The sequence below is a fragment of the Azospirillum griseum genome (assembly GCF_003966125.1).
GTDB lineage: Bacteria > Pseudomonadota > Alphaproteobacteria > Azospirillales > Azospirillaceae > Azospirillum > Azospirillum griseum.
In genome coordinates this window covers 1-25,591 of the sequence record NZ_RXMA01000030.1, presented here as the reverse complement: position 1 = coordinate 25,591, position 25,591 = coordinate 1, and the positions used below count along the sequence as shown (strand labels likewise).

Sequence of the window (25,591 nt, the reverse complement as noted above, 5' to 3'; positions counted from 1 at the left end):
GGTACGTCACAAACCGAAACATCAAGGCCCGGCACGGGCCATTCAGGAGGAACGCGATGCGGAAGACTCTGACCGCCATGGTCGCGGGTGCGCTGTCGGTCGGCGCGCTGCTGGTTGCCAACGTTGGCCACGCCGCCGAAATCGGCACGCACAGCTTCAAGATGGCCAGCGCCGGGGCGGATGGTTCGCCGCTGGTCCTGGGCATGGGCAAATTCGCCGAGATCGTGGCGGCCAAGAGCGGCGGCAAGATGAAGGTCCAGTTGCACCCGAACGGGGCGCTGGGCGGCGACGTTCAGATGATCTCCGCCTTGCAGGGCGGCATCGTGGAAATGACGGTGCTGAACGCCGGTCTGCTGTCGAGCCTGGATCCGAATTTCGTTCTGGTCGATCTGCCCTTCCAGTTCGACACGCCCAAGGAGGCCGACGCGGTGATGGACGGGCCGGTGGGCCGCGCCCTGCTCGACCGCGTGCAACCCAAGGGGCTGGTCGGTCTGGCCTATTGGGAGCTGGGATTCCGCCAGTTGACCAACAGCCGCCGCGCCGTCACCACGGTCGATGACATCGCCGGGCTGAAGATCCGCGTCGTCCAGTCGCCGATCTACATCGAACTGTTCAAGGCGCTGGGGGCCAACGCCGTGCCGCTGCCCTTCCCGGAAGTCTACACCGCGCTGGAAACCAAGACGGTGGACGGGCAGGAAAACCCCGCCCCCAGCATTCTGTCCGCCAAGCTGAACGAGGTTCAAAAGTACCTGACCCTCAGCAACCACATGTACAACCCGCAAGCCGTGCTGGTCAGCGCCAAATTCTGGGCCAAGCTGAACGCCGACGAACGCAAGCTGATCGAAGAGGCCGCGCAGGAGGCCCGCGATTACGAACGCGCCGTGTCGCGCGAACAGGCCGGCAAGGCGGTGGAGGAGCTGAAGGCGCGCGGCATGACCGTGACCACGCTCGCCCCGGCGGAAATCGAGAAGTTCCGCGCCAAAATCCAACCGGTCATCGACAGCTTTTCGCAAAAGGTCGATCCCGCGCTGATGGCCCAGGCCAAGGCCGAGATCGCCAAGGCCCGCGCGGCCCGCTGATCGTTCCCATCCCCCATCCCAACACACGGATTCAGCCGACCATGGCCCAACGCATCGAAGGCATCATCCCGGTGATGCTCACCCCCTTCACCGAGGCCGGAGACATCGACCCGGCGGGTCTGGCGCGGCTGACCGAGTGGTACATCGCCAACGGGGCCGACGCCCTGTTCGCCGTCTGCCAATCCAGCGAAATGCAATTCCTGTCGCTGGACGAACGCGTGGCGCTCGCCCGGTCGGTGATCGCCACCGTCAACGGGCGGGTGCCGGTGGTCGTCTCCGGCCACATCAGCGACGACCTCGACGCGCAGGTCGAGGAGTTGACGGCGATGGCCGCCACCGGCTGCGACGCCCTGGTGCTGGTCACGAACCACCTCGACCCGAAGAATGAGGGGGAGGTGGTGTTCCGCCGCACGCTTGACCATCTGCTGGCCCGGCTGCCCGCCGATCTGCCGCTCGGGCTGTACGAATGCCCGGCCCCCTACCGGCGGCTGCTGTCCGACAGCGAGTTCCGTTATTGCCTGGAGGTCGGGCGCTTCACCCTGCTGAAGGACGTCAGTTGCGATCTGCCGACGGTGACGCGGCGGGTGGCGATGGCGCAGGGCAGCGGTCTGGCCGTCATCAACGCCAACGCGGCGATTGCCCGCGACGCCATGCGGGCGGGGTCGCCGGGCTTCACCGGCGTGTTCACCAACATCCACCCCGACCTGTACCGCTGGATGCGGCTGGAGGGGGCGGATCATCCGGCCCTGTGCGACGAGCTGGCGACCTTCCTGGTGCTGGCGGCGGTGACGGAAGGGTTGGGCTATCCGGCCCTGGCGAAGATCGTCCACCAGCGGCTCGGCACCTTTGACTCCATCCGCTGCCGGGTGATCGATTACGACGTGCGCGAACGCTTCTGGGCGCTCGACGCCGTTCTGGACAAGGTGATGGTCGGAACCGACCAGTTCCGCGCCCGCATCGCCGCTCTGCCCGGCCCGCGCCGGTAACGGGCGCTGCGGATCCAACAACAACGCCCAAGGGAGGAAACGCCATGGCGCGGGTGATCGAAGGCTACGTCGCGGTCCTGAAATTCCTGATGGTGCTGTGTCTGGCGATCATGCTGGTCCTGGTCTTCGGCAACGTCGTGCTGCGCTATGGCTACAACAGCGGCATCACGGTGTCGGAGGAGCTGACCCGGCTGCTGTTCGTGTGGATGACCTTCATGGGCGCGGTGGTGGCGCTGCACCGCAACGGCCATTTGGGCATGGACAGCCTGGTGGCGGCCCTGCCGCGCGCCGGGCGTCTGGCCTGCTTCGTCGTCAGCCATCTCCTGATGATCTACGCCACCGGACTGCTGTTGAGCGGCAGTTGGGAGCAGACGCTCATCAACCTCGACGTGGCGTCCCCGGCGACCGGCCTGTCGATGGGCATTTTCTATGGCTCCGGCGTGCTGTTCGGGGTGCTGGGGTCGGTGATCCTGCTGACCAATCTGGTCCGCGCGGTCACGGGCCGGATGAGCGACGCGCAACTCATCATGGTGACGGAGTCGGAGGAATCGGCGGAGACCGCCCACACCCCACGCTGAGGTTTCATATCTCCTGTCTTCCGCTGCCCTGTCTTCTGTCAACGCCGCGCCGACCAAGGACGCACCCGATGATCGTCACCGTGTTTCTCGGTTCCCTGCTGGGGGCCATGGCGATTGGCATGCCGATCGCCTTTGCGTTGCTGCTGTGCGGCGTGGCCCTGATGGCCCATCTCGACGCTTTCGACGCGCAGATCGTCGCCCAGAACGTCATCAACGGGGCCGACAGCTTCCCGCTGGTCGCCGTGCCCTTCTTCATGCTGGCGGGCGAGGTGATGAACGCCGGGGGCCTGTCCAAGCGGATCGTCGCCGTCGCCATGGCGATGGTCGGCCACATCCGGGGCGGTCTGGGCTATGTCGCCATTCTGGCCGCCTGCATCATGGCCAGCCTCTCCGGCTCGGCGGTGGCCGACGCCGCCGCGCTGACAGCCCTGCTGATGCCGATGATGACGGCCGCCGGGCATGACCCCGCCCGCTCTGGCGGCCTGATCGCGGCGGCGGGCATCATCGCGCCGATCATCCCGCCCAGCATCGGTTTCATCATCTTCGGCGTCATCGCCAACGTGTCGATCACCAAGCTGTTCCTGGCCGGGATCATGCCGGGCCTGATGCTGGGGCTGGCGCTGGTCGCCGCCTGGTGGCTGTCGGTGCGCAAGGAGGATTTGACCCCTCCCCCCCGCGCCACGGCGGCGGAGCTGTTGGCCGCGCTGCGCGACGGCTTTTGGGCGCTGATGCTGCCGGGGATCATCATTTTCGGCCTGAAGTTCGGTGTCTTCACCCCGACGGAGGCGGCGGTCGTCGCGGCGGTCTATTCGCTGTTCGTCGCCATGGTGGTCTACCGCGAGCTGAAACCCGCCCAGCTGTACGATCTGTTCGCGTCAGCCGCCACCACCACCGCCGTGGTGATGTTCCTGGTCGCCGCCGCGATGGTGTCGGCCTGGATGATCACCATCGCCAACCTGCCCGCCCAGGTCGGCGCGCTGCTGTCGCCCTTCATGGACAACCCCACCCTGTTGATGGCGGTCATCATGCTGCTGGTCGTGGTGGTGGGAACAGCGATGGACATGGCCCCGACCATCCTGATCCTGACCCCGGTTCTGATGCCGGTCATCAAGCAGGCCGGAATCGATCCGGTCTATTTCGGCGTGCTGTTCATCATCAACAACGCCATCGGCCTCATCACCCCGCCGGTCGGCACGGTGCTGAACGTCGTCGCCGGGGTGGGGAAACTCAGCATGGGCAGCGTCATCCGGGGCGTCTGGCCCTTCATGGTGGCGCAACTGATCGTGTTGGCCCTGCTGGTGCTGTTCCCATCGCTTGTCACCGTTCCGGCCCGCTGGTTCGCCGGGTGAGAGTTGCAGCGACGGCGGCTTTCCGGCCGCCGTCGCCCTTCCCGTTCAGATCACAAAATCGCTCTGCCCGATCTGGCGCGCGCTGTGGGCGAGCGCCAGACCTTGCAGGACCCCGGTCACATCGTCCGCCGCCGCCGGACGGCCGAAATGATAGCCCTGGACCAGATCGCAGCCGTTGCGGGTCAGCCACGCGTGCTGTTCGGCGGTTTCCACCCCTTCGGCCACCAGCAGCATGTTCAGGCTCTGCCCCAAGGCGATGATCGCCCGCGCGATGGCCTGCCCGCCGGTGTTGGATGCCTGCCCATCGGTGAGGTTGCGGGTGAAGGAGCCATCCATCTTCAGGATGTCGAACGGCAGGCTGTTGAGGTAGCTGAGGCTGGAATAGCCGGTGCCGAAATCGTCCAGCGCCAGCCGGATGCCCAACCGCTTCAGCGACGCCAAAACCCGGCGGCTCAGCGCCATGTCCTCGATCAGCAGCCCTTCGGTGATTTCCAGCACCAGACGGGAGGGATCCAGGCCGCTGCGGTCCAGCACCCCGCGCACATGCTCGACCAGCTCCGGGTCGCGCAGTTGGCGGGGAGACAGGTTGACGGCGATCTCGATCGGCGGCTGCCCGGCCAACTCCCAGGCGCGGGCCTGACGGCAGGCGGTGTCCAGCACCCAGCGGCCAATCGCCACGATCAGCCCACTTTCCTCGGTCAAGGGAATGAAGGTGGCGGGGGAAACGAGGCCGAACGCCTCGCTGCGCCAGCGCAACAGCGCCTCCACCCCCACCGGGCGGCCTGATCCGGCCTCCACCAACGGCTGATAATGCAAAAAGAACTGGCCGCGCTCCAACGCCTGGGCCAACTGCGCCTTCATCGCCAACCGCTCCGCCGCCGCCGCCGTCATCGCCGCGTCGTAGAATTGCAGGGCGTTGCGGCCCTGCTCCTTGGCGTGCTGCATCGCCATGTCGGCTTTGCGCAACAGATCGTCGATGGCGTCGGCGTCGTCGGGAAACAGCACGCCCCCAACACTGGCCGACAGGCTGTAGCTGTCGCCCGCCAGCGGAAAGGGGTCGGCCAACGCCCGCTGCACCCGCGCGGCCAACACCGCCAGCTCCTCCCGCTCCCCCGGATCCTCGATCAAGGCGGTGAACTCGTCTCCGCCAAAGCGCGCCACGAAAACAGAGGGCGGCAGGGCGTCGCGGATGCGGCGGGCGATGGCGACCAACAGATCGTCGCCCAACTCGTGGCCAAGGCTGTCGTTGATCTCCTTGAAGCGGTCGAAATCCAGGAACAGCACCGCCAGCCGACGCCCGGCCCCGCGCGCCGCCGTGATCGCGCGCTCCAGCCGCTGGCGGAACTGGAAGCGGTTGGGCAGGCCGGTCAAGGCGTCGAACTGCGCCAGATAGGCCATGCGGTCTTCGGTGGCCTTGATGTGGGTGATGTCGCGGAAAACCAGAACACCGCCAACGATCCGGCCATTGGTTTCCAGCAGCGGGCGGGCGTTGACGCGGATCCAGGCACCGGGCCGCGCCCCCTCTTCCTCCGTCCCCTCCGCCCCCCGGTCCAGGAACAGGCTTTGCCGCTCGATGCTGTCGCCCCGGATGGCGCGGGTCATCGGGCGCAAGGCGGGCGGGCACGGCGTGATCTGATCGTCCAGGCGAAAGGACGGGCCAAAGCGTTCGTCAAAGGCCACGCCGTGCAGCGGGCCGAACACCGCCTCCGCCGCCGGGTTGGCGGTGATGATCCGCCCGTCAAGATCGGCGACGCACACCCCTTCGGCCATGTTGTCCAGAACCAGCCGCAGCACCTGCGCAGGGCTGCCGCCCGACGCGGGCGCGCGCAGGCTCGGGGAGCTGACAGACGGATCCCCGGCATGGCGCTGTGGGGCATGGGACATGACATGATCTCCAATCCAGATTCACCGGACAGAGATATTGTTATCTTACTTGTGTATAATAATTATATCACAAAATTTTCTCGCAAATCCTATTGGTCGCGGTGTTCGCCAGCGGTCACGGCGGCCCAAAAGGCTTCAACGGTCGGTGATTGGCGATGGCGCGGGCGGATCAGGTGGATTTCGACCCCGATGGTGAAACGCCCGTCCCCGGCCTCCACCAGACGCCCGGCGGTCAGATCATCCTCGGCCAGGGTTCTGGGCAACCACGCCACCCCATCGCCCTGGCGCGCCATGGTCAACAGCGTGGCCGCCAACTGCGCCGTCAGCGCGTTGTGCGCCGTCAGGGTCAGGCCGTTGCGTCCCAAGGTGGCGGCGACGATGCGGCCCAGCGCCGATTGCGGGCGGTAGGACAGCAGGCGCGGCGGCGCCGACGGATCGCCGGGCAGCGGCCAGCGCGGGCTACCATCCGCCAGCGGGGCGCAAAGCGGCACCAACGCGTCCTGGCCAACGATGGCGCTGATGAAATGGCGCGTGTCCAGCCGGGGCATGGCGTCGCGGTGGCTGTGGCACAACAGGAAATCCGCCGCGCCGCGCGCCATCAACTGTTCGCACGCCTCCATCGTGTCGGAAATCAGGTTGAGCGGGCCGAGGCTGGCAAAGCGCGCGTGCCCCCGGATCCAATCGGGAAAGAAGACAAAGGACAAGGCGTGGGTGGCGGCGATGGTGATGGCCGACGCCTCCCGCCCGGCCACCGCGCGGGTGTCCTGGCGCAGGCGATGGACGCGGCGGGACACATCCTCCGCATGGGCGCGCAGGAAATCACCGGCGGGCGTCAGCGTGGTTCCCTGCGGGGAGCGGGCGAACAGGCGCGTTCCCATCCACTCCTCCAACGCCTGGATGCGGCGGCTGAAGGCCGGTTGGGTCACGTTGCGGGTTTCCGCCGCCCGCGCGAACGTCTTGTGTTCGGCCAGCGCCAGAAAATCATCCAGCCAGTTCAGATCCATCCCTGCACAAACCCGCCCCAGTTCCACGTCATTGGTGATGCCGATCCTGCATGACGAACCACGGTCTTGGCATTGGGCCGCCGCCGCCCCGCCGCTTATACGTCAAGCCGACCGGACAACGAAGCCGCAGCGGCCCCAAACAGGAGATGCCCCATGAGAATCGTCGAGATCCGCGAAACCACCGCCCCGATCGCCTCGGCCATCGCCAACGCCTACATCGATTTTTCCAAGATGACGCTGTCGCTGGTCGCCGTGGTGACGGATGTGGTGCGCGACGGCCGCCGGGTCATCGGCTATGGCTTCAACTCCAACGGGCGCTACGGCCAGGGCGGCTTGATCCGCGAGCGTTTCGCCCCCCGCATTCTGGAGGCCGCGCCGGACAGCCTGCTCGACGACAGCGGCACCAACCTGGATCCCGACCGGATTTGGGCGGCGATGATGAAGAACGAGAAGCCCGGCGGCCATGGCGAACGCTCCGTCGCCGTCGGGACCATCGACATGGCGGTGTGGGATGCGGTGGCGAAGATCGCCGGGGAACCGCTGTTCCGCCTGCTGGCCAAACGCCATGGCCGCGAGGCCAACCCCAAGGTCTTCGTCTACGCCGCCGGCGGCTATTACTACCCCGGAAAGGGGCTGGACGCGCTGCGGGGCGAGATGCGCAGCTACCTGGATCGCGGCTACACCGTGGTCAAGATGAAGATCGGCAACGGCATCGCCGAAGACCAGCCGCGCATCGAAGCGGTGCTGACGGAGCTGGACGGCAAGGCGCAACTGGCCGTGGACGCCAACGGGCGGCTGACACTGGAACAGGGCATCGCCTACGCCAAGATGCTGCGCGACTACCCGCTCTTCTGGTACGAGGAGGTTGGCGACCCGCTGGATTACGCCCTGCAAGCCGCGCTGGCGGAGTTCTATCCGGGACCGATGGCCACCGGTGAAAATCTGTTCAGCCATCAGGACGCCCGCAACCTGCTGCGTTACGGCGGCATGCGCCCGGATCGCGATTGGCTCCAGTTCGATTGCGCCCTGTCCTATGGCCTGTGCGAGTATCAACGGACGCTGGAGGTGTTGAAGACCGCCGGATGGTCGCCCAGCCGCTGCATCCCGCACGGCGGTCATCAGATGTCGCTGAACATCGCCGCCGGTCTGGGGCTGGGCGGCAACGAAAGCTACCCGGACCTGTTCCAACCCTTCGGCGGCTTCCCCGACGGCGTGCGGGTGGAGCACGGTCACATCGTCATGCCCGATCTGCCCGGCATCGGCTTTGAAGGCAAATCCGACCTCATCACGGTCATGCGCGATCTTGCCACGTAAAGCAGCCTGAGACGGGCGACGGCGGGAACGCTCCCTCCCCTCACAAGGCCGCCGGATCGAACAGGCCGCGCAGGTGCGCCGCCAGCGCCTGTTTCTGATAGGGTTTCGGGATGAAGCGCAGGTCGGGCGGCAGGGACGCGCTTTTGACCAGAAAATCCCGCGCGTAGCCCGAACAGAACAGAACATGCAGGCCCGGATGGCGGGCGGTTGCGGCGGCGGCCAGTTCGGGTCCGTTCATGCCGCCGTTCAGCATCACGTCGGTGAACAGAACATCCACCGGCTCGCGCGCCAGCAACGCCAACGCGGCGTCCGCCGAAGCCGCCGCCAGCGCGCGATAGCCAAGGCCGGTCAGCAGGTCCACGGCGGTCGCCCGCACCGCCGGGTCATCCTCCACCACCAGGACGCAGCGTTGCGGCCCGGCGGATGGCAGGATGCGTTCGGCCAGCGGAATGGGGATTTCGGACGGCGGGGCAACGGGAAAGCGCATGGCGACCGTGGTCCCCTGCCCAACCTCGCTGGTGATGTCCACCGTGCCACCCGATTGGCGGACGAAGCCATAGACCATCGACAGACCCAAGCCACTGCCCCGGCCAAAGCGCTTGGTGGTGAAAAAAGGTTCGAAGACCCGCGACAGCACGGCGGGTGGCATGCCGCCACCGGTGTCGATCACCGACAGGACAACCCGGTCCGCCACCACCTCCTCGCTCCGACGCTCCGCACGGGTGGCGATGGTGATGGTCCCGCCCCCCTCGCCCATCGCGTCGCGGGCGTTGACCACCAGATTGAGCAGCGCGTTTTCCAACTGACCGGGATCGACCAGGGCGAGGGGAAGCCCCGGCGTCAGCGCCGGGACCAACGTCACACCCGTACCCAAACCATAGCTCAGCAGATCCAGCATCCCCTCGACCATCTCGTTCACATCGACGGTTTGCGGCTGCAAGGCCTGTTGCCGGGAAAAGGCCAACAGGCGTTGGATCGTCGTCGCCCCCCGTTCGGCGGCATCAAGCGCCCGCAAAGCGCGTGGCCGCACCTCATCCGGGTTGCTGGGATCATCGTGGATCATCTGCAGGTTGCCGATGATCGGGGCGAGCAGATTGTTGAAGTCATGCGCGATGCCGCCGGTCAGCTGGCCGACCGCCTCCATCTTCTGCGCCTGACGCAACCGGCGTTCGATGTCGCGCCGTTCGGTCAGGTCGGAATAGGTGGTGATGAAGCCGCCGGACGGCATCGGGCTGCTGTGCAGCTCCACCACACGGTCATCGGCAAAATGATGCTCCCAGCGCACAGGTTGGGCGGCGCGCAGACGGGTCAGCGCCGCCGGATCGACGCGCCGACCGTCGATCATGCGGATCGTCACCCCGCGCGCCAGGAGGTTGCGCTGCAGATCGGCCAGGCTGCAACCGGCCACATCCTGCGGCGTGAAACCGTTCAGATCCAGAAAGCGCGGATTCCAGGCAACCAGCTGGCCGTTCTGGTCGAACACCGACAAGCCGTCGTTCATGTTGTTGAAGATCGCCGTCAGCATGCGGGAATTCTCCCCCAACTGGCGGGCCAGATCGTCGCGTTCGAAGACGTTGGTTTTGAACACGTTGAAGGCCCGGGCCAGATCGCCGATCTCGTCATGCCGGTCGGTGGCGGGAACGCTGACCTGCCGATCCCCACCCGCCAAGGCAGACATCGCCCGCGTCACCGCCCGCAGATTGGCCGCCACGTCGCGCACCACATACAGCGCCGCCCCCAGCGCAGCCAGCGCGCACAGGACACCCAGCACCAGAATGCTGGCCTGCCCCGACGCGAGCGCGCGTGACGTGGCGTCCGCCCGTTGCCGCGTCGCCGCCTGCATCGCCGCCGTCACCCGGTCCACATCCTGTGTCATCTGCACGGCGAGTGTGTTGGCCGCCGCAACCAGGAAATGCATGCGCTGTTCGATGCCCATCAGACGGCTGCGGGCGTCGGCGGCCCGGCTCTGACGTTCCAGAAGCGCCAGCAACTCCACCAGTTCGGGCAGCGCGCGCCCATCCTGTTGGGCAGCGCGGCGCAGACGAAGCAAATCGGCTTCGAATCCCTCCCGTCGCCGCGCCAGCTCCGCCTGATCCTCCGCCGCCAGCATGGCGGCCACCCAATCGCGCAGGCGGTCGGCCAAACGCAGGGTGCGCGGATCGGGCGCACCATCCACCCGACGGAACGCCGCCTCGGCCAACGCGTCGCCCAAGGCCCGCTGGCGTTCCAGCCCGCTGCGGATGTCCATCACCTCGATCCGCGTGTCGATGGCCTCACCGGTGGCGTCCACCAGACTCCGCAGCGTGCCGTCCAAACGCCCGGCCAACCGGACCAGCGGCGGCACGCGCGACGGCACATGGGGCCGATCCAACTCCAGACCCGGCAAGCGGTCCGGCAATTGGCGCACCAGCGTGGTCAGGTCGATCAAGCGCTGCTCCAGGCGGCTGCGCTCCGCGTCCAGCGCCGGGGTCGAGGTGATGGCGGCGATGAAGGGGGCACGGGCGGCCAAGCCGCTGCTGCGTTCGGACAGGCGCAGCGCCAGCGCGATCTCGCCCAACCCATCATTCTGCAAGGACACCAGCGCGCGTTCGGTTTCGCCGAAACCGAACCAGCCAACCCCGCCGACCGCCGTGGTGAGGAGGACCATCACCCCGAAGGCCGCCACCAACCGCCCACGCACGCTGGCGGGCGACAAGACGCGCCGGACCATGGCCCCCCATTTCGCAACACTGGCCGGGCGAGGAGTCATGCTGTCAATCCCCCGCCTCTTCCCACAGTTTAGGACGCCTTCAGCCCGGTCAGGAAGACCTCAAGCTCCTGCTCCAATTGACCGGACAAGGACAGCATCCGGTCGGCGCTGCCCGCTGCCCTGCCCGCCACGTCCTTGGTCTGGTTGGCTTCGCCGGAGACGCTTTCGATCACCCCCCGGATGCAATCGGCGTTGTCGGCCGCCAACCCGACGCTGCGCGCGATGTCCGCCGTGGACGCCCCCTGCTGCTCCACCGCCGCCGCGATGGCGGCGGTGGTCTTGTCGACCTCGTCCACCGTCAGGGAAATCGCTTCCAACGCCGTGCGGGTGTCGATGGCCGCGCGCTGGATGGCAACGATCTGCGCGGTGATGTCCTCCGTCGCCTGGGCGGTCTGCCCGGCCAGCGCCTTGACCTCGCTGGCAACAACGGCAAACCCGCGCCCAGCTTCGCCCGCACGCGCCGCCTCGATGGTGGCGTTCAACGCCAGCAGATTGGTTTGGGCGGCCACCGCGCTGATGACGTTGCTGACGTCGGCGATGCGCTCCACACACCGCTGCAGCACACCGAGTTGCCGGGTCGTCTGCTCAGACCCCTGAACCGCGCGGCGGGTGACGCTGGACGAGATGGTGATCTGTTGCCCGATCATGGCGATGGAGCGCGACAGCTCATCGGCGGCGGCCGCCACGGTCTGGAAATTCTCGTTGGCGCTGCGGGTGGCGACCAGCGCATCGGCCAATTGGCTGGAGGTGCGCAGGGCGGTGTCGGACAGGCCGCGCGCCACCAGGCTCACCTCCTCCGCCCCGCCCTTCACCTCGCCCACCACCCGGTCCACGGTGGCCTGGAAGGAGTGGGCCAAGGACTCCCGTTCGCGCCGCCGATCCAGCGACTGGCGCTGCCGCAGCGCTTCGGTTTCCGCGCGGGCCTGCTCCATGGCGATGGCGTTGTCGCGGAACACAGTCAAGGCTCCGGCCATCACCGCGATCTCGTCGCGCCCACCGCTGGGAATCTCCGCCAACAGGTCGCCGGTGGCGATGCGGTCCATCGCCCCGGTCAAACGCTCCAACCGCCGGGCCAGATTGCGGCGGACGTAGAACCAGGCGATCAACAGCCCGACCAGGGCGCTGGCCCCGGTGGTGATGGCCAACAGGCGGTTGCCCTGGTCGATGGCCCCCTGCGCGCCGATGGCCGACTCAGTGGCCTCCGCTTTCGCCCGTTCCACCACGGCGGCCACGGCGGCGCTGAAATCGGCGGCCAGACCACGGTTGACTTCCAGCAACTCCACCACCGTCTTGCCGGCAGAGAATCCGGCCTGCTGAATGGCAAACACCCCGTCTTTGCCAGTCCCGAGGGCGACCAACGCATCGAACGATCCGCCCGACGACGGTGTGGTTGGGGTCAACGCCTTGTCGAAACGCCCCTTCCAATCGCGCAAATCGCGCGGGTCGTCCACCGACAGGGCGGTGCTGAGAATGCCGTGCAGCCGATTGGCCTGGGCCAACAGGGCCGGATCGCCCGCCAGCTTGGCGTAGGCCGCATCCAACTGGCGCTGAAGCGCGCCATGGCGCGACAGCGTCGCCAGCCGGGCTTCGACCGCCGCGTTCAGGCGGTCAAGATTCTCCACCAGCGCCGCCGCCGGAGCCTGGATCGTCGCCAGATCGACCCCGGCCTGCCGCAACGCGTCGATCGCCGCACGCAGGGCTTGAACGCGGGTGTCCAACTCCGCCGCCGCCACCCCACGCTCCATCTGGGTGCGGACGTTGGCCAGCGGCGGAGCGGCGGCGGCCAGTTGCGCGCTCTGTTCGGACAGACGCAGGGCCAGCTCCACCACCGGCAACCCGACCGACATGATGCGGTCCATGCCGCGCGCCACACCGCCGAAGGCGTACAGGGCGATGCCGCCCGCCACGAAGGTCATCGCCACGACCACGGCGATCGCCGCGCTCAAACGGAACCGGATGCCAAAGCGGATTCCCCGGTACGCGGCGTGATCGGCCCCAATGCTCCCCTGTGCGCTGTTCCCCAGTGCGCTGTTCCCCTGTGCCATGGCTGTCGTCCCCGTTGGGTGTGGAGTCGCGGTTGCTGCGGTGCGTCGGAACGGGTCGCGCCGGTCAGCGCGGGACCACCATCACCCCATCGTCGGCGAAGCGGGCCGTCACCGTGGTTCCCGCCGGAACCGGGTTGACGACGTTGGTGTCGATGGCGAACAGGTCGCCCAGCGCGCTGGTCAACCCATATTCCATGTGGGAGCCGAGATAGGTGGCCTTGCGCACCGTCACCGGGACGCCGTTGCCGGTCCCGACCTCGGCCCGCAGGCGGATGGCGTTGGGGCGCACCGCCAACAGCACCCCGCCCAACGGCAGATCGGCGGCCACATCGGCGTCCGGGACCGGCAGCACGGCGTGGCCAACGCGGACAGCCGCCACGCCATCGCCACGCCCGATCAACTCCGCCTCGATCAGGTTGGCACCGCCGATGAAGTCGGCGACAAAGCGGTCGCGGGGCCGCCGGTAGAGATCGGTCGGCGAGCCGATCTGAGCGATCACCGAGCGATTCATCACGATGATCCGGTCGGACACCGCCAGCGCCTCTTCCTGGTCGTGCGTGACATAGACGGAGGTCAGGCCCAATGTCTGCTGCAAATCGCGGATGTCGTCGCGCATCTTGCGGCGCAGCTTGGCGTCCAGGTTGGACAGCGGTTCGTCGAACAGCAGCACCTCGGGTTCCAGCACCAGGGCGCGGGCCACGGCCACGCGCTGCTGCTGCCCGCCCGACAATTCGCTGGGCAGCCGTTGGCCATAGCCCGACAACCCGACCAGATCCAACCCGGCGGCGGCCTTCTCCGCCGCGTCCGTCTTGCGCATCCCACCGACCACCAGCCCATAGGCAACGTTCTCCGCCACCGTCATGTGCGGGAACAGGGCGTAGGACTGGAACACCATGGTGACGTTGCGGTCGGTGGCGGGCAGGCGGGTCACGTCCTTGCCGCCGATCAGGATGGTCCCGGAGGACGCCATCTCCAACCCGGCGATCATGCGCAGCGTGGTGGTCTTGCCGCAACCCGACGGCCCCAGCAGGGTGACGAGATCCCCCGCCCGGATGCTGAAGCTGACATCGTTGACGGCAACGGCCTGGCCGTAACGGCGGGTGACGTTGCGGAACTCCACACCGCTGGCGTTGGTGGCGATGCTCATACCGGTTTCTCCTGCAAGGCAAGGCGGTCGGTCGTGCGGCGGCCGATGCGGCGCTCCCCGACCACGAGTTGAATGAGGGCGATGACCGCGCCCATCAGGACGATCAGGGCCGAGCTGTAGGCGATGGCGAGGCCGAAATCCCCCTGCTCGACCCGCCCGACGATGTAGGCGGTGGCCAGTTCATGCTCCGGGCTGACCAGGAAGATCACCGCGCTGATGGAGGTGATGGCGCGGACGAAGCTGTAGACCAGCGAGGCGACGATCGCCGGGCGCAGCAACGGCAGGATCACCCGGCGGATGGTTTGCAGGTTGCCAGCTCCCAGGGTCAGCGAGCTTTCGTCCAGGCTGCGGTCGATCTGCGACATCGCCGCCACCCCGGCGCGGATGCTGACCGGCATGTTGCGGAAAACGATGCACAAAATCAGGATCGCCATCGTCCCCGTCAGTTCGACCGGTGGCTGGTTGAAGGCCAGGATGTAGCTGACGCCGATCACCGTGCCGGGAATGGCGAAGCTCAGCATCGTGAAAAACTCGAACGCGCTTTGCCCGGCGAAACGCTGGCGCACCAGCAGATAGGCGGTCATCAGGCCGACAGCCGCCGTCAGCGGGGCCGACAGCCCGGCCACCTGGATGGTGGTGAACAGCGAATCCCACGCCCGCCCGGCCCAGATCAGCCCATGCTCGCCCCAGGTCAGATCAAAGGCGTTGCGGTAGTGGCGCAGGGTCAGGCTGTTGTTGCGCCCCCAATTCTCGGTGAAGCCGCCGAACAGCACCATGCCATACAGGATGAAGGTGAAGACCGCCCACGGAAGCGCGGTGGCGAAGGCGGCGACCCGCACCCCGGTCGGCAGCGCCGGCGGCACGCCGTTGTCGCCCTTGCCGCTGACGGTGGCGTAGGATTTCGTGCCAAGCCACCGGCGTTGCAGCCAGAAGGCCCCCAGGCACAGGCCCAGCAGGATGATGCCCAACGCCGCCGCGCGCCCCGGATCGTTCTGCGCGCCGACCACGGCGAAATAGATCTTGGTGGACAGAACGTCGTAATTGCCGCCCAGGATCAGGGGGTTGCCGAAATCGGCCAGGCTTTCGATGAAGCCGATCAGAAAGGCGTTGGCCACACCGGGCCGCATCATCGGCCACGTCACCGTGCGGAACGTCACCCACAGGCTGGCGCGCAGCGTCTGGGCGGCCTCCTCCAGCGACGGGCCGATGCCCTGGACCACCCCGATCATCACCAGAAAGGCGATGGGGGTGAAGGCCAGCGTCTGGGTCAGCAACACCCCCGGCAGGCCGTAGATCCAGCGCGACGGCGGGATGCCGAACCAATCGGCCAGGGCCAGCGTCACCGTGCCGGTGCGCCCGAACAGCAGGATCACCGCCAGCGAGATGACAAAGGGCGGGGTGATGATCGGCAGCACCGTCAGCATCCGCAACAGCCCCTTGGCGCGGAAGCCGGTGCGCACCGCCACCAGGGCGAAGGCCAGGCCCAGCAGCGTGGTGAGAAGCCCGGTCATGGTGGCGAGGAACACGCTGTTCCACACCACGCCACAGCTGCGGTTTTCATACAGGCAGTTCAGCCGCCAGATGTCCGGTGCGGTCAACCGCGTCCACAGGGCCAGCGGGGAAAAACCGCCCGCCCCGCTGTCCCCGGCGCTGCTCAGGACAAAACCGACCGGCAGGAACACGAACAGGGCGATGGACAACAGCACCAGCCCGATGGCCCCGGCGGTGAAGCGGTCGCCCTTCATGCAACCCAGCCCGGCAAATCCACCGGTCGTCTGGAACAGAAAGGCCGTCATGGTCAGCGCGGCCCCCAGGCCAAAGGCTCCCTGCCCCTGCGGCAGCGGGCCGAACAGCGCCGCCAGCCCAGGCCAATTCCAGCCGTTCAAGCCGATGGCGAAGCCCTGGACAACGGTCCAGAGCAGACCAGCCGCCCCACCCACCAGCAACAGCCACGGGTGCAGCGAATGATGGCGGGGCAGCGCCACAGCCCCCACCCCGGCCACCAGCGGGGCCAGCAGCGGCAACAGCCACCAGCGGCCGTTGGCAAGCCCATCGATCAAAGCGGATCCCGCCAGCCCCGCCCCCGGCGGGTTGACGGAAAGTTGAGTCGCGGCGCTGGAAAACCAGGGCAGCAGGGCAAAGCCCACCCACCCCAGCACCACCCAGAGTGCCGAGCTGTGACGCATCACATCACCTGTGCGTTGGAGCCGAGGAGGTTACTTTCCGGCGGACTTGATTTCGGAATCCCAACGCGACAGCAGGCGCTTGCGCTCCTCGGCGGTCCCGTATTTCTGGAAATTGTAGTCGATGAAACGAATGTCTTCGAAATTCGGCGCTTCCGGCGGGGTCGGGGCCTTCTTGTTGGATGGCACCTGGAATTGCTTGGCCTGCGCGCCGGTCGCCTGCCCCTCGGGGCTGAGGGCGAACTCGTAGAACGCCTTGGCGGCGTCGAGCTTGCGGGTTCCCTTGATGATGCTGACCGAACCGATCTCGTAACCGGTCCCCTCGCACGGGGTGCTCACATCCACCGGAAAGCCGTTGACCTTCTGGTTGATCCCATCGTGGGTGAAGATGACGCCGACCAGCGTTTCGCCGCGCGACACGGCGGACGCCGGAGCGCTGCCGGATTTGGTGTATTGATTGACGTTGTCGTTCAGCTTTTTCAAATACTCAAAGGCCCCATCCTCGCCGAAAATCTGCACCAGGGTGGCAAGCGCGGTGTAGGCGGTCCCCGATGCGTTGGGGTTGGCGATCTGAACCTCGTCCTTGAATTCCGGGCGCAGCAGATCGGCCCAGCATTTCGGCGGCTCGATCTTGCGCTTGGCCAGCATCTCCACATTGTAGACAAAGCCGAGCGCACCGGCGTAGATGCCGACGCTGCGGCCCTTCGATTGGCGGTGCTGGCTCAAGGCCCAAGGCTGGAGATCCTTGGCGTATTGGCTGTCCTGGGGTTGGGTCAGCCCTTCTTCAGCCGCCTGCAGATGCGGATCGCCAGGGCCGCCCCACCAGACATCGGTCTTGGGATTCGCGGCCTCGGCGCGAAGCTGGGCCAGGGCCTCGCCCGCGCTTTTGCGGCTCATCGCCACCGGAATGCCCGATTTCTTTTCAAAGGCAACGGCGATGGCCTTGCACCATTCCTCTTGCACGCCGCACAGAACGGTCAAACGCTCCTGCGCGCTCGCCGGGGATGCGGCCAACGCCACCAGCGCCACCAAACCGGCCCCAAAACGCCCGGTCCAACCTGTCACCACGCCGCTCATCGACGTTCCTCCTGATGCTTGCGTTTCTTCGCGCCGGTCTGGCCGGGCGGTGACGACAGGGATAGCAGCGCCACATAAACCGGGCATGTCATGGGGAGGCGGATTGTTTGTAACAGTGTTAACTTGGGTTGAACCGCCTCACCCGCCAAAGGCCTCAACCGCGCAATCAAAAATATAGCCAAGCCCGCGTTCGGTGCGGATCAGCCAGGGTTGTTGCGGGTTGCTCTCGATCTTGCGACGCAGGCGCAGGATCAGCACATCGATGGTGCGGTCGAACACGTCGTCGCGGTCGTGATGGGTCAGGTCGAGAATCTGGTTGCGGCTCAACACCCGGCCATGGGCGCGGACCAGCGCCAGCAACAAATCGAACTCCGCCACCGTCAGCGTCACCGGCCGCCCCATCGGATCGGTCAGCTTGCGCCCGTCGGTGTCGAGCGTGAAGCCGGCAAAGCGATAACCCCGCTTGGGGCTGGCGGCGGCGGGGGCCGTCATCTCCCGCATCGTCCGGCGCAACACCGCCTTGACCCGCGCCACAAACTCCCGATTGTGAAACGGCTTGACGATGTAGTCGTCAGCCCCGACCTCCAACCCCATCACCCGGTCGATGTCCCCGGCCCGCCCGGTCAGCATGATGATCGGCGTGCCGCTGGTCGCGGAAATCTGCGCCGACAGGGCGATGCCATCGCGGTCCGGCAGCTTCAGATCCAGCACGATCAGATCAAGCCGCATGGCCTCCAGCGTCGACAGCAAGGACGCTGCGTCCGCGCAACAGACCGGCTCGTAGCCCTCCTCCGTCAGCAGATCCGCCACGGTCTGCCGCACCGCCGGGTCGTCATCAACGACAGCGATCTTCAGGCGACGGTCGTCACGGGAAAGCATGGATGCGCACGCCCTGAACAGAGGAGACGCGCCATTTGCCCGCCATCCGGTCACGCCGTCAAGCCGGGCTGTCGCGCATCGCGTCCCTTCTACACCGTCGCCGCGCAGCGGGCGTCCATTGCGGCCACGGCCTGAGTGAAGATGGACTGGGCGGTGGCGGCCAGGGCTTGCGCCTCCGGGCGGCGACCTTCACGCACCCCGTCTTCGATGGCACGCATCACACCGACGAAGCCGGTCAGACCGAAATGGCTCGCCGCACCGGCCAGACGGTGGGCGATGTCCTCCAGGTCGGCGTCATCGGTGTCGGGATCGGACAGGCGGGGCAAACCGTCCGCCGCCGCCTCCAGCAACAGCCCCCGGATGGTGGCGAAGCGCGCCGGACCGAGAGACTGCACGTATCGGTGCAGGATCTCCGGATTCACCAGCGGATCGGCGGCGGGACCGGTGGCGGGCCGCGCCTCCACCTCCGGTGCGGCGTCGGTGGGATCAGCGGGATCGGCGGCGTTTTCCATCCGTCGCCCGACCGTGTTGGACAACAGATGCATCAGCCGTTCCGGGAAGATCGGCTTTTCGATCACTGCGTCGATCCCGGCGGCCAGATAGCGCGCGCGGTCGGCGGCGAAGACGTTGGCCGTCACCGCGACGATGGGGACCAAGGCGTGCGCCTCGTCCGGCAGCGCACGGATGCGGCGGGCCACCTCCGGCCCGTCGATGTCGGGCAGGCGAATGTCGAGCAGCACGGCGTCGAACCGCCGCCGCGCCGCCAGCTCCAGCCCCTTTTCCCCGGTTTCGGCGATGGTGATGCGGTGCCCGGCGTCCGACAGCAGGCCCATCGCCACCTCGCGGTTGATGGCGTCGTCCTCCACCAGCAGCAGGGCGAGCGAACGGACCATATGCACCGGCAACAGCCGCCCCGGCGCGGTCGGCAGGGCCGGGTTGTCCACCCGAACCAGCGGGACGGCGACGGTGAACAGGCTGCCCAGCCCGACGACGCTGTCCACGGTCACAGTCCCCTGCATGGCGTCGAGCAGATGGCGGACGATGGCCAGCCCCAGACCGCTGCCGCCGAAGCGGCGGGAAATGGTGGGATCGGCCTGCTCCAGCTTTTCAAAAATCGCAGACCGCCGGTCGGCCGGAATGCCGATGCCGGTGTCGCGCACGCTCATCACCAGCGTTTCCCCCCCGGCCCCATCGCAGCCGATGGCCACGCGCAGATCGACCCCGCCGCGTTCGGTGAATTTGATGGCGTTGCCGACCAGATTGACCAGGATTTGCCGCAGCCGCTGGCGGTCCAGAACCACCAGTTCCGGCACCTCCGGCGCGATGTCGAGGTCGAGCGCGATGCCCTTCTCGTTGGCCAGGCTCTCGACCGTCGCCACCACCTCCTCCAGCACCGGCAGGATGGCGCAGGGGGCGGGGTCGAGGTCGAGCTTGCCATCCTCGATCTTGCGCAGATCCAGGATGTCGTTCACCTGATCAAGCAGCCCATGGCCGCAGCGCATGATCGACACCGCGTAGCGCCGTTCCCCCGGATCCAAACGCCCGGTCAGCAGCAGGCGGCACAGCCCAAGGATGCCGTTCAGCGGCGTGCGCATCTCGTGGCTGACGGTGGCGAGGAACTCGGTCTTGGCGGCGTCGGCGCGCTCCGCCCGCTCCTTGGCCTGCCGCAGCTCCTCGCGGGCGCGGCGCGACGCGGTGATGTCGTTGGCGATGCAGATGATGTGGCAGCGCCCATCGCCCGACCATTCGAACGGGTGGCGTTGCAGGGCGAACACCGCCGTGTCGCCGTCGCGCGTCAACACCAGCTCCTCCACCCCCAGGGAGCGCAGGGCACCGGGTTCGCCGCCCGCCAGCGCGCGGCCCGTCTCCTCGCCCAGCGCCTCCACCAACGGGCGGTTCTGGATGGTGGACCGGCTGGTCCCGAACGCCTCCTCCGCCGCGCGGTTCCACAGCACCACCCGACCGCTGTCGCCGTCCAGCACGTAGAGCACGCTCGGCACATTGTCGATCACGGCGTCGAGAAAGGCCTGGGTCCGCCGCAGCATCTCTTCCGCCTCGCGGCGGCGGGTGATGTCCACCACCGAACTCAGCAGCACCTCTTCGCCCTGGAACTCGAACGCGATGCCGGACAGCAGGCCCCAGATGGTCCAACCGGATTCCGTCACCAGCTCCGCTTCCACATCCTGGGCCACGCCCGTGTCCAGAACCTGTTGCACGAAGGCGTCGCGCACCGCCGGGGCCGACCAGACGCTGGCGGCGGGGCGTCCCAACAGCGCCTTGGCCTCGCGCGCGCCGAACAGGTCGGCGGCGCGGCGGTTGACGAAGCGGATTTGCCCGTCGTCACGCCCTGAGATCACCAGCGGGACCGGGGCCGCTTCCAACACCGTGCGCAACCACTGTTCGTTCCGTCGCAACGCCTCGCTCTTCACACCGGTTTCGTGGATGTAAAAGCGCAGGGCATGCGCCAACTCCCCGATCTCGTCGGCCCCGCTGGCGGGAATCTCCCCGCTGCCGCCCGCCGTGCGGTCACGGATCGCCTCGCTGACCGCCCACAACCGGGCCAGCACCTTGCGCCGGACATAGAGAAAGGACAGCACCATCCCCACCAGAACCACCCCGACCGAAGCGAAGAACAGGCGGGTGTAGGTGGTGGAAATTTCGATGATCTGCTGGCGGCTGTCCTCCGCCGCGCGGGTTTGTTCCACGAAAATGCCGGTGGTCAGGCCGGTGTTGACCAGCGAAACCTGATTGGCCCGGTCGATCAGCCCCGTCAGTGATTCCGACGCCTGCAACTCCGCCTGTCGTTGGCGGAAGACGGAGCGCTCCCCCTCCACCACCCCACGCATTCCGCCGATCAACCGCTCCGCCCGATCCCGGACCGCATCCGGCAAGGCGGACAGATCGGACAAGGCGGTGATCTGGGCGGAGGCTCCATCCTTCAGCCGGGTCAGGCCAAAACTGCTTTCCGCCTGATGCACCGACGCGGTGAGAAACAGCAGCCGTTCGGCCATCGCCAGCCAGCGTTGGGTCGCGGCATCCGGCAGGGTGCGCAGGGCCGGGTCGGCCAACCCGTCGGCCAACTGCCGCACGTCGCGGTCACGGTCGATCAAACCACGCCGGGCGGTGATGCGGGCGCTCACCCCTCGGTCGATGGCCTCGCGCAGGCGCAAAATCTCGTCGCGCTGCTGCTTCAGACTGGCGATGCGCTGGGCGGGGCGGTTGTCCCCGACATCAAGCTCCGACAGCAGCCGATCATACCCCACCAACTGGTCGGCCAGCCCTTGATTGATCGTTTCGCGCCCCGAATTGTCGCTGGACAGCGCAAGCTGCTCCAGGCTTCGCATGATCCGCTGGTGCTGACGTTCCAGCCGTGCAGCGGCGACAACGGCGGGAAAACGCTCCGACGTCACCCGGGTGATGCCGATGTGCAGGCCATCAAAGGCGACATAGGCCCCCAATCCAATCAGGAGGGCGACAAGACCGTTGAAGGCGAGGGCACCAAACAGCCGCGCCCCGACGCCGATGCGCACCCGACCAACGCCCGCCGGACGTCCAACCGCCTCGTTTGCCATGCCAGAGCCGTGTCCCATGCCGTCGATTGGTCCTGCTGAGTGGTGCGTCGGTGGCCGTTGTTTGTCGAACAGCGCCCTTGTGGTCTTGCTCCGCGCCCGCACCGCCGTATCATGACCGCCATCATAGCGGTCTTGTGGACGACGTCATGGGCTTTGCGGTGTGGCAGTGAAACAGGTCATCAGACAGTGGGGATGCGCCGCGCTGGTGTGGATCGGCGTGTTGGCGAATGGAGCGGCCCTGGCTGCCGATCCACAGCCCCCCTTTCCCGCGCAAGCCAAGGATGACGGCAGCGTCATCAGCGAGATCGAACGGCGTGGGGCCTTGCGCTGCGGCGTGTCCTACAACCCTGGTTTCGCCGCCAACGACAAGGCCGGGCGACCGATTGGCTTCATGGTCGATCTGTGCCGGGCGCTGGCCGCCGCTGTCCTGGGCCGGGCGGACGCGGTGGAGGTTCGCCGCCTGTCCAAGCCGCAGGAGTTCGCCGCGCTCACAGCGGGTGATGTCGATGTGTCCTTCGCGCAAACCTCCTGGACGCTGGCGCGCGACGCGGGCAACCCGGTCGATTTTGGTCCACCGGTGTTTCACGACGAGCAGGGAATTGCCGTTTGGAAACGGCCGGACGGGCGCTCTCCGCTGGAGGTGGGGGACGCAACGATCTGCACCCCCGTGGGTTCCACCTCCTTCGCCAATCTGGACGCCTATCTGGCGCGAAAGGAGCGGCCCGGTTGGACTCTGCGCCCGGTGGCGACCTGGCCCGACGCGCTGCAAGCCTTCATCGGGCGGGAATGCAACGCGTTGTCGACCGACCGTTCCCTGCTGGTCACGGCCTTGCGCGGGTTGGAGGGCAACCGCGATGGGCTGCTCGTGACCACGCCGCCAATCCCCGCCCGCGAAGCGGTGGCTCCGGTCGCGTCGAATCGTGACCGCCTTTGGTTGAGCGCGATCCGCTGGACCATGTTTGCGCTGTTTCTGGCCGAAGACGCGGGCGTGACGGGTGAGAACGCCGGATTTCTTCGCATCACCGGCAACAGCGAGGTGCAACGACTGCTCTCGGGTTTGCCAAACGAGGCGCGCAAGATCGGGCTGCGCCCCGACTGGGCCTATCAGGCCATCGTGCAGGTCGGCAATTACGGCGAAATCTTCGAACGGAACATCGGCAGCCGTTCCCCCTTCGGGTTGGAACGCGGATCCAATCGCCCCTGGACCCAGGGCGGCCTGCTCTTCGCCCCCGTCTTTCAATAGGCCGGTCTTTCAATAGGGACCTGTTCACATCTGTCCACACTTGCCCACGGGCTGTTCATATTTGCTCGCATCCCTGTTCATCCGCGCGGCGGATAGTCGCGCCGCCGGTCCATGGTGGGCGCGGCGCGCGCAGGCAATGGGCTGGACATCCGACGATGAATCGAACCGCTGTGGCCATGAATGAACCGATGTTGGAACCGACCACGCTGGAACCGGGACCGCTGCAACGGCGGATCGACGACACGCTGGGCCGGGTGACGGCGCTGGTGCGCGAGCGGATCGAGCGCGAGGGGGCGGCGACCGTGGAATGGTTCGTCCGCCAGTTCTACGCCAACGTCCCGCCCGCCGATCTGGCCAACACCCCCGACGAGCAGCTCTACGGCGCGGCGCTGGCCATGTGGCAGGCCGCCCGCCGCCGCCCGGCCGGGACCGCGACGGTGCGGGTCTACACCCCGCGCGTGGAGCAGGCCGGATGGCACGCGCAGCGGACCATCGTGGAAATCGTCAACGACGACATGCCCTTCCTGGTCGATTCGGTGACGGCGGAGCTGAACCGCCGGGGCCTGACCGTCCATCTGGTGATTCACCCGGTGCTGCCGATCCTGCGCAACGCGGCGGGCGACATCACCAGCCTGTTCGAACCGGGAACCGACGCGCCGCCGGGCGCCCGCCCGGAATCGCTGATGCATGTGCAGGTCAACCCGGTGGGCGATCCCGCCGCCCAGGAGGCCATCCGCGCCGGGTTGGAGGCGGTCTTGACCGACGTCCGCGCGGCGGTGGAGGATTGGCGGACCATCGGCAGCCGGATCGCCGAATCCGCCACCCTGACCGCCGCCGCCCGCAGCGCCATGCCCGAGGGGGAGGCCGAAGAGGCCGCCGCCTTCCTCGCCTGGATGGACGAGGACAATTTCACCTATCTGGGCGCGCGCGACTACCGCGTGACCGACGGCGACGAACCGGATTTGGAGCTGATCGCGGGCAGCGGGCTGGGCGTGCTGCGCGACGACGGCGTGACGGTGTTCGACGGCCTGCGCCATTCCGCCAGCCTGTCGGCGGAGGTGCGCGATTTCCTGCGCCAACCCCGCCCGCTGCTGGTGACGAAGGCCAACCGTGACTCCACCGTTCACCGGCCGGTCGCGCTGGACGTCGTGCTGATCAAGCGGTTCGACGCCGACGGGCGGATCGTCGGCGAACGGCTGGTCGTCGGCCTGTTCACCGCCACCGCCTACAACGCCAGCCCGCGCGACATCCCGATCCTGCGCCGCAAGGTCGCCCAGGTCGCCGCCCGCGCCGGCTTCGACCCGCTGGGCCATGACGGCAAGGCGCTGCTCAACATTCTGGAAACCTACCCGCGCGACGAGCTGTTCCAGATCCAGCCCGCCGAACTGCACGACATCGCCATCGGCATCCTGCATTTGCAGGAACGCCAGCGTTTGGCCCTGTTCGTCCGCAAGGATCCGTTCGAGCGTTTCATCTCCGCCCTGGTCTTCGTGCCGCGCGACCGTTTCGACACCGATCTGCGCCGGACGATCCAAACCATTCTGGAGGACGCCTATCGGGGCCGTTGCTCGGCCTTCTACACCCAGTTGGGGGACAGCCGTCTGGCCCGGCTGCACATGATCGTCCAGGCCGGTCCCGATGGCCTGCCGCCGGTCGATCTGGCCGCGCTGGAGCAGCGCTTGGTTCTGGCCTCGCGCGGGTGGGCCGACCATCTGCGCAGCGCGCTGATCGACGCGAACGGGGAGGAACGCGGCTTGGCGCTGGCCGCCCGCTACGCCGACGCCTTCCCGGTCGGCTACCGCGATTCGCACAGCGCCGCGCAGGCGGTGTTCGACATCGGGCGGATCGAACAGGCCCTGGCCGGGTCGGGCTTCTCGATCAACCTCGGCCGCCCGCTGGAGGCGGGGGAGGACGAGCTTCACGTCACCATCCACCATGTCGGGCGGCCCATCGCGCTGTCGGACACGCTGCCGATGCTCGAACACATGGATCTGCGGGTCATCACCGAAGAACCGTTCGCCGTCACCCCGCGCGGGGCAAAACATTCGGTGTGGGTGCAGGATTTCACCGTGCGCAGCGCCACCCCCTGGCCCGCCGACGCCGCCGACGCCAAGCGCCATTTCCAGGACGCGTTCGCCGCCGTGTGGTCTGGCCGGATGGAGGATGACGGGTTCAACCGTCTGATCCTGCGGGCGGGTTTGACGGCGCGGGACGTGGTGGTCCTGCGGGCCTACGCGAAGTTCCTGAAGCAGGCGCGCTTTGCCTACGCGCAGGACACGGTGGAGGCCACGCTGGCCAGCCATCCGGAGATCGCCCGCCTGATCGCCCGGCTGTTCGCCGCGCGCTTCGACCCGAAGCTGCGCCAGGGCACGGGCGCGGACGAGGCCCCGATCCTGGAGGCGATCGATTCCGCGCTGGACGCCGTCACCAATCTGGACGACGACCGCATCCTGCGCCGCTTCGTCACGCTGGTGCGCGCCACCCTGCGCACCAACGCCTACC

The 25,591-nt window shown here is 67.4% G+C and carries 16 protein-coding genes; 7 read left to right on the top strand and 9 right to left on the bottom strand.

Features of this window, described 5'->3' with window-relative positions:
• The first annotated feature begins 56 nt into the window (after positions 1-56).
• From EJ903_RS22170 to EJ903_RS22155, 4 genes are all read left to right on the top strand, one after another.
• A complete protein-coding gene (locus EJ903_RS22170; RefSeq protein ID WP_126619570.1) occupies positions 57-1,079 on the top strand; it encodes a TRAP transporter substrate-binding protein in 1,023 nt (340 codons plus the stop codon).
• 41 nt (positions 1,080-1,120) lie between these two features.
• A complete protein-coding gene (locus tag EJ903_RS22165) occupies positions 1,121-2,065 on the top strand; it encodes a dihydrodipicolinate synthase family protein (protein ID WP_126619568.1) in 945 nt (314 codons plus the stop codon).
• 44 nt (positions 2,066-2,109) lie between these two features.
• Complete coding sequence (locus EJ903_RS22160; RefSeq protein WP_126619566.1) at positions 2,110-2,643, top strand: TRAP transporter small permease; 534 nt, start codon at positions 2,110-2,112, stop codon at positions 2,641-2,643.
• A 68-nt stretch (positions 2,644-2,711) separates the two neighbouring features.
• Positions 2,712-3,992, top strand: coding sequence for a TRAP transporter large permease subunit (locus EJ903_RS22155; protein ID WP_126619564.1), 1,281 nt, complete (start codon positions 2,712-2,714; stop codon positions 3,990-3,992).
• A 45-nt stretch (positions 3,993-4,037) separates the two neighbouring features.
• Here the strand turns inward: EJ903_RS22155 and EJ903_RS22150 are convergent, their stop codons facing one another.
• Both EJ903_RS22150 and EJ903_RS22145 read right to left on the bottom strand, forming a co-directional pair.
• Positions 4,038-5,876, bottom strand: coding sequence for a putative bifunctional diguanylate cyclase/phosphodiesterase (locus EJ903_RS22150; RefSeq protein ID WP_126619562.1), 1,839 nt, complete (start codon positions 5,874-5,876; stop codon positions 4,038-4,040).
• Between the two features lie 89 nt (positions 5,877-5,965).
• Complete coding sequence (locus EJ903_RS22145) at positions 5,966-6,880, bottom strand: LysR family transcriptional regulator (RefSeq protein WP_126619560.1); 915 nt, start codon at positions 6,878-6,880, stop codon at positions 5,966-5,968.
• A 153-nt stretch (positions 6,881-7,033) separates the two neighbouring features.
• Between EJ903_RS22145 and EJ903_RS22140 the strand changes: the two genes are divergently transcribed.
• A complete protein-coding gene (locus tag EJ903_RS22140) occupies positions 7,034-8,194 on the top strand; it encodes a mandelate racemase/muconate lactonizing enzyme family protein (protein WP_126619558.1) in 1,161 nt (386 codons plus the stop codon).
• Positions 8,195-8,234: 40 nt separating this feature from the next.
• On the opposite strand, the gene EJ903_RS22135 is transcribed toward EJ903_RS22140, so the two are convergent.
• The 7 genes from EJ903_RS22135 to EJ903_RS22105 form a co-directional block, all read right to left on the bottom strand.
• Entirely contained in the window at positions 8,235-10,943 is a 2,709-nt protein-coding gene (locus EJ903_RS22135; RefSeq protein ID WP_126619556.1) for a hybrid sensor histidine kinase/response regulator, read from the bottom strand.
• 29 nt (positions 10,944-10,972) lie between these two features.
• Positions 10,973-12,988 carry a methyl-accepting chemotaxis protein gene (locus tag EJ903_RS27780; protein WP_126619554.1) on the bottom strand — a complete coding sequence of 672 codons (2,016 nt, stop codon included), beginning with the start codon at positions 12,986-12,988 and terminating at the stop codon, positions 10,973-10,975.
• Positions 12,989-13,052: 64 nt separating this feature from the next.
• The gene (locus tag EJ903_RS22125) at positions 13,053-14,135 is read right to left on the bottom strand and encodes an ABC transporter ATP-binding protein (protein ID WP_126619552.1); all 1,083 of its coding nucleotides are present in this window, start codon (positions 14,133-14,135) and stop codon (positions 13,053-13,055) included.
• Complete coding sequence (locus EJ903_RS22120; RefSeq protein WP_126619550.1) at positions 14,132-16,321, bottom strand: ABC transporter permease; 2,190 nt, start codon at positions 16,319-16,321, stop codon at positions 14,132-14,134. The genes EJ903_RS22125 and EJ903_RS22120 overlap by 4 nt, the downstream gene beginning before the upstream one ends.
• Before the next feature lie 30 nt (positions 16,322-16,351).
• Positions 16,352-17,395 carry an ABC transporter substrate-binding protein gene (locus EJ903_RS22115; protein WP_126619548.1) on the bottom strand — a complete coding sequence of 348 codons (1,044 nt, stop codon included), beginning with the start codon at positions 17,393-17,395 and terminating at the stop codon, positions 16,352-16,354.
• Positions 17,396-17,533: 138 nt separating this feature from the next.
• The gene (locus tag EJ903_RS22110; RefSeq protein WP_126619547.1) at positions 17,534-18,274 is read right to left on the bottom strand and encodes a response regulator transcription factor; all 741 of its coding nucleotides are present in this window, start codon (positions 18,272-18,274) and stop codon (positions 17,534-17,536) included.
• 89 nt (positions 18,275-18,363) lie between these two features.
• Complete coding sequence (locus EJ903_RS22105; RefSeq protein WP_246015846.1) at positions 18,364-21,864, bottom strand: ATP-binding protein; 3,501 nt, start codon at positions 21,862-21,864, stop codon at positions 18,364-18,366.
• A 148-nt stretch (positions 21,865-22,012) separates the two neighbouring features.
• On the opposite strand from EJ903_RS22105, the gene EJ903_RS22100 reads away from it, so the two are divergent.
• The gene (locus EJ903_RS22100) at positions 22,013-23,089 is read left to right on the top strand and encodes a transporter substrate-binding domain-containing protein (RefSeq protein WP_246015844.1); all 1,077 of its coding nucleotides are present in this window, start codon (positions 22,013-22,015) and stop codon (positions 23,087-23,089) included.
• A gap of 155 nt (positions 23,090-23,244) precedes the next feature.
• Positions 23,245-25,591 (top strand): NAD-glutamate dehydrogenase domain-containing protein (locus EJ903_RS22095; protein WP_246015842.1); only part of this gene is annotated, 2,347 nt, incomplete at its 3' end.

Bases quoted from the DNA above. Each gene is read 5' to 3' on its own strand.
- EJ903_RS22135 (WP_126619556.1), bottom strand. From the start codon at position 10,943: ATGACTCCTCGCCCGGCCAGTGTTGCGAAATGGGGGGCCATGGTCCGG.
- EJ903_RS22165 (WP_126619568.1), top strand. From the start codon at position 1,121: ATGGCCCAACGCATCGAAGGCATCATCCCGGTGATGCTCACCCCCTTC.
- EJ903_RS27780 (WP_126619554.1), bottom strand. From the start codon at position 12,988: ATGGCACAGGGGAACAGCGCACTGGGGAACAGCGCACAGGGGAGCATT.
- EJ903_RS22155 (WP_126619564.1), top strand. From the start codon at position 2,712: ATGATCGTCACCGTGTTTCTCGGTTCCCTGCTGGGGGCCATGGCGATT.
- EJ903_RS22150 (WP_126619562.1), bottom strand. From the start codon at position 5,876: ATGTCCCATGCCCCACAGCGCCATGCCGGGGATCCGTCTGTCAGCTCC.
- EJ903_RS22170 (WP_126619570.1), top strand. From the start codon at position 57: ATGCGGAAGACTCTGACCGCCATGGTCGCGGGTGCGCTGTCGGTCGGC.
- EJ903_RS22145 (WP_126619560.1), bottom strand. From the start codon at position 6,880: ATGGATCTGAACTGGCTGGATGATTTTCTGGCGCTGGCCGAACACAAG.
- EJ903_RS22160 (WP_126619566.1), top strand. From the start codon at position 2,110: ATGGCGCGGGTGATCGAAGGCTACGTCGCGGTCCTGAAATTCCTGATG.
- EJ903_RS22120 (WP_126619550.1), bottom strand. From the start codon at position 16,321: ATGCGTCACAGCTCGGCACTCTGGGTGGTGCTGGGGTGGGTGGGCTTT.
- EJ903_RS22125 (WP_126619552.1), bottom strand. From the start codon at position 14,135: ATGAGCATCGCCACCAACGCCAGCGGTGTGGAGTTCCGCAACGTCACC.
- EJ903_RS22115 (WP_126619548.1), bottom strand. From the start codon at position 17,395: ATGAGCGGCGTGGTGACAGGTTGGACCGGGCGTTTTGGGGCCGGTTTG.
- EJ903_RS22105 (WP_246015846.1), bottom strand. From the start codon at position 21,864: ATGGGACACGGCTCTGGCATGGCAAACGAGGCGGTTGGACGTCCGGCG.
- EJ903_RS22140 (WP_126619558.1), top strand. From the start codon at position 7,034: ATGAGAATCGTCGAGATCCGCGAAACCACCGCCCCGATCGCCTCGGCC.
- EJ903_RS22110 (WP_126619547.1), bottom strand. From the start codon at position 18,274: ATGCTTTCCCGTGACGACCGTCGCCTGAAGATCGCTGTCGTTGATGAC.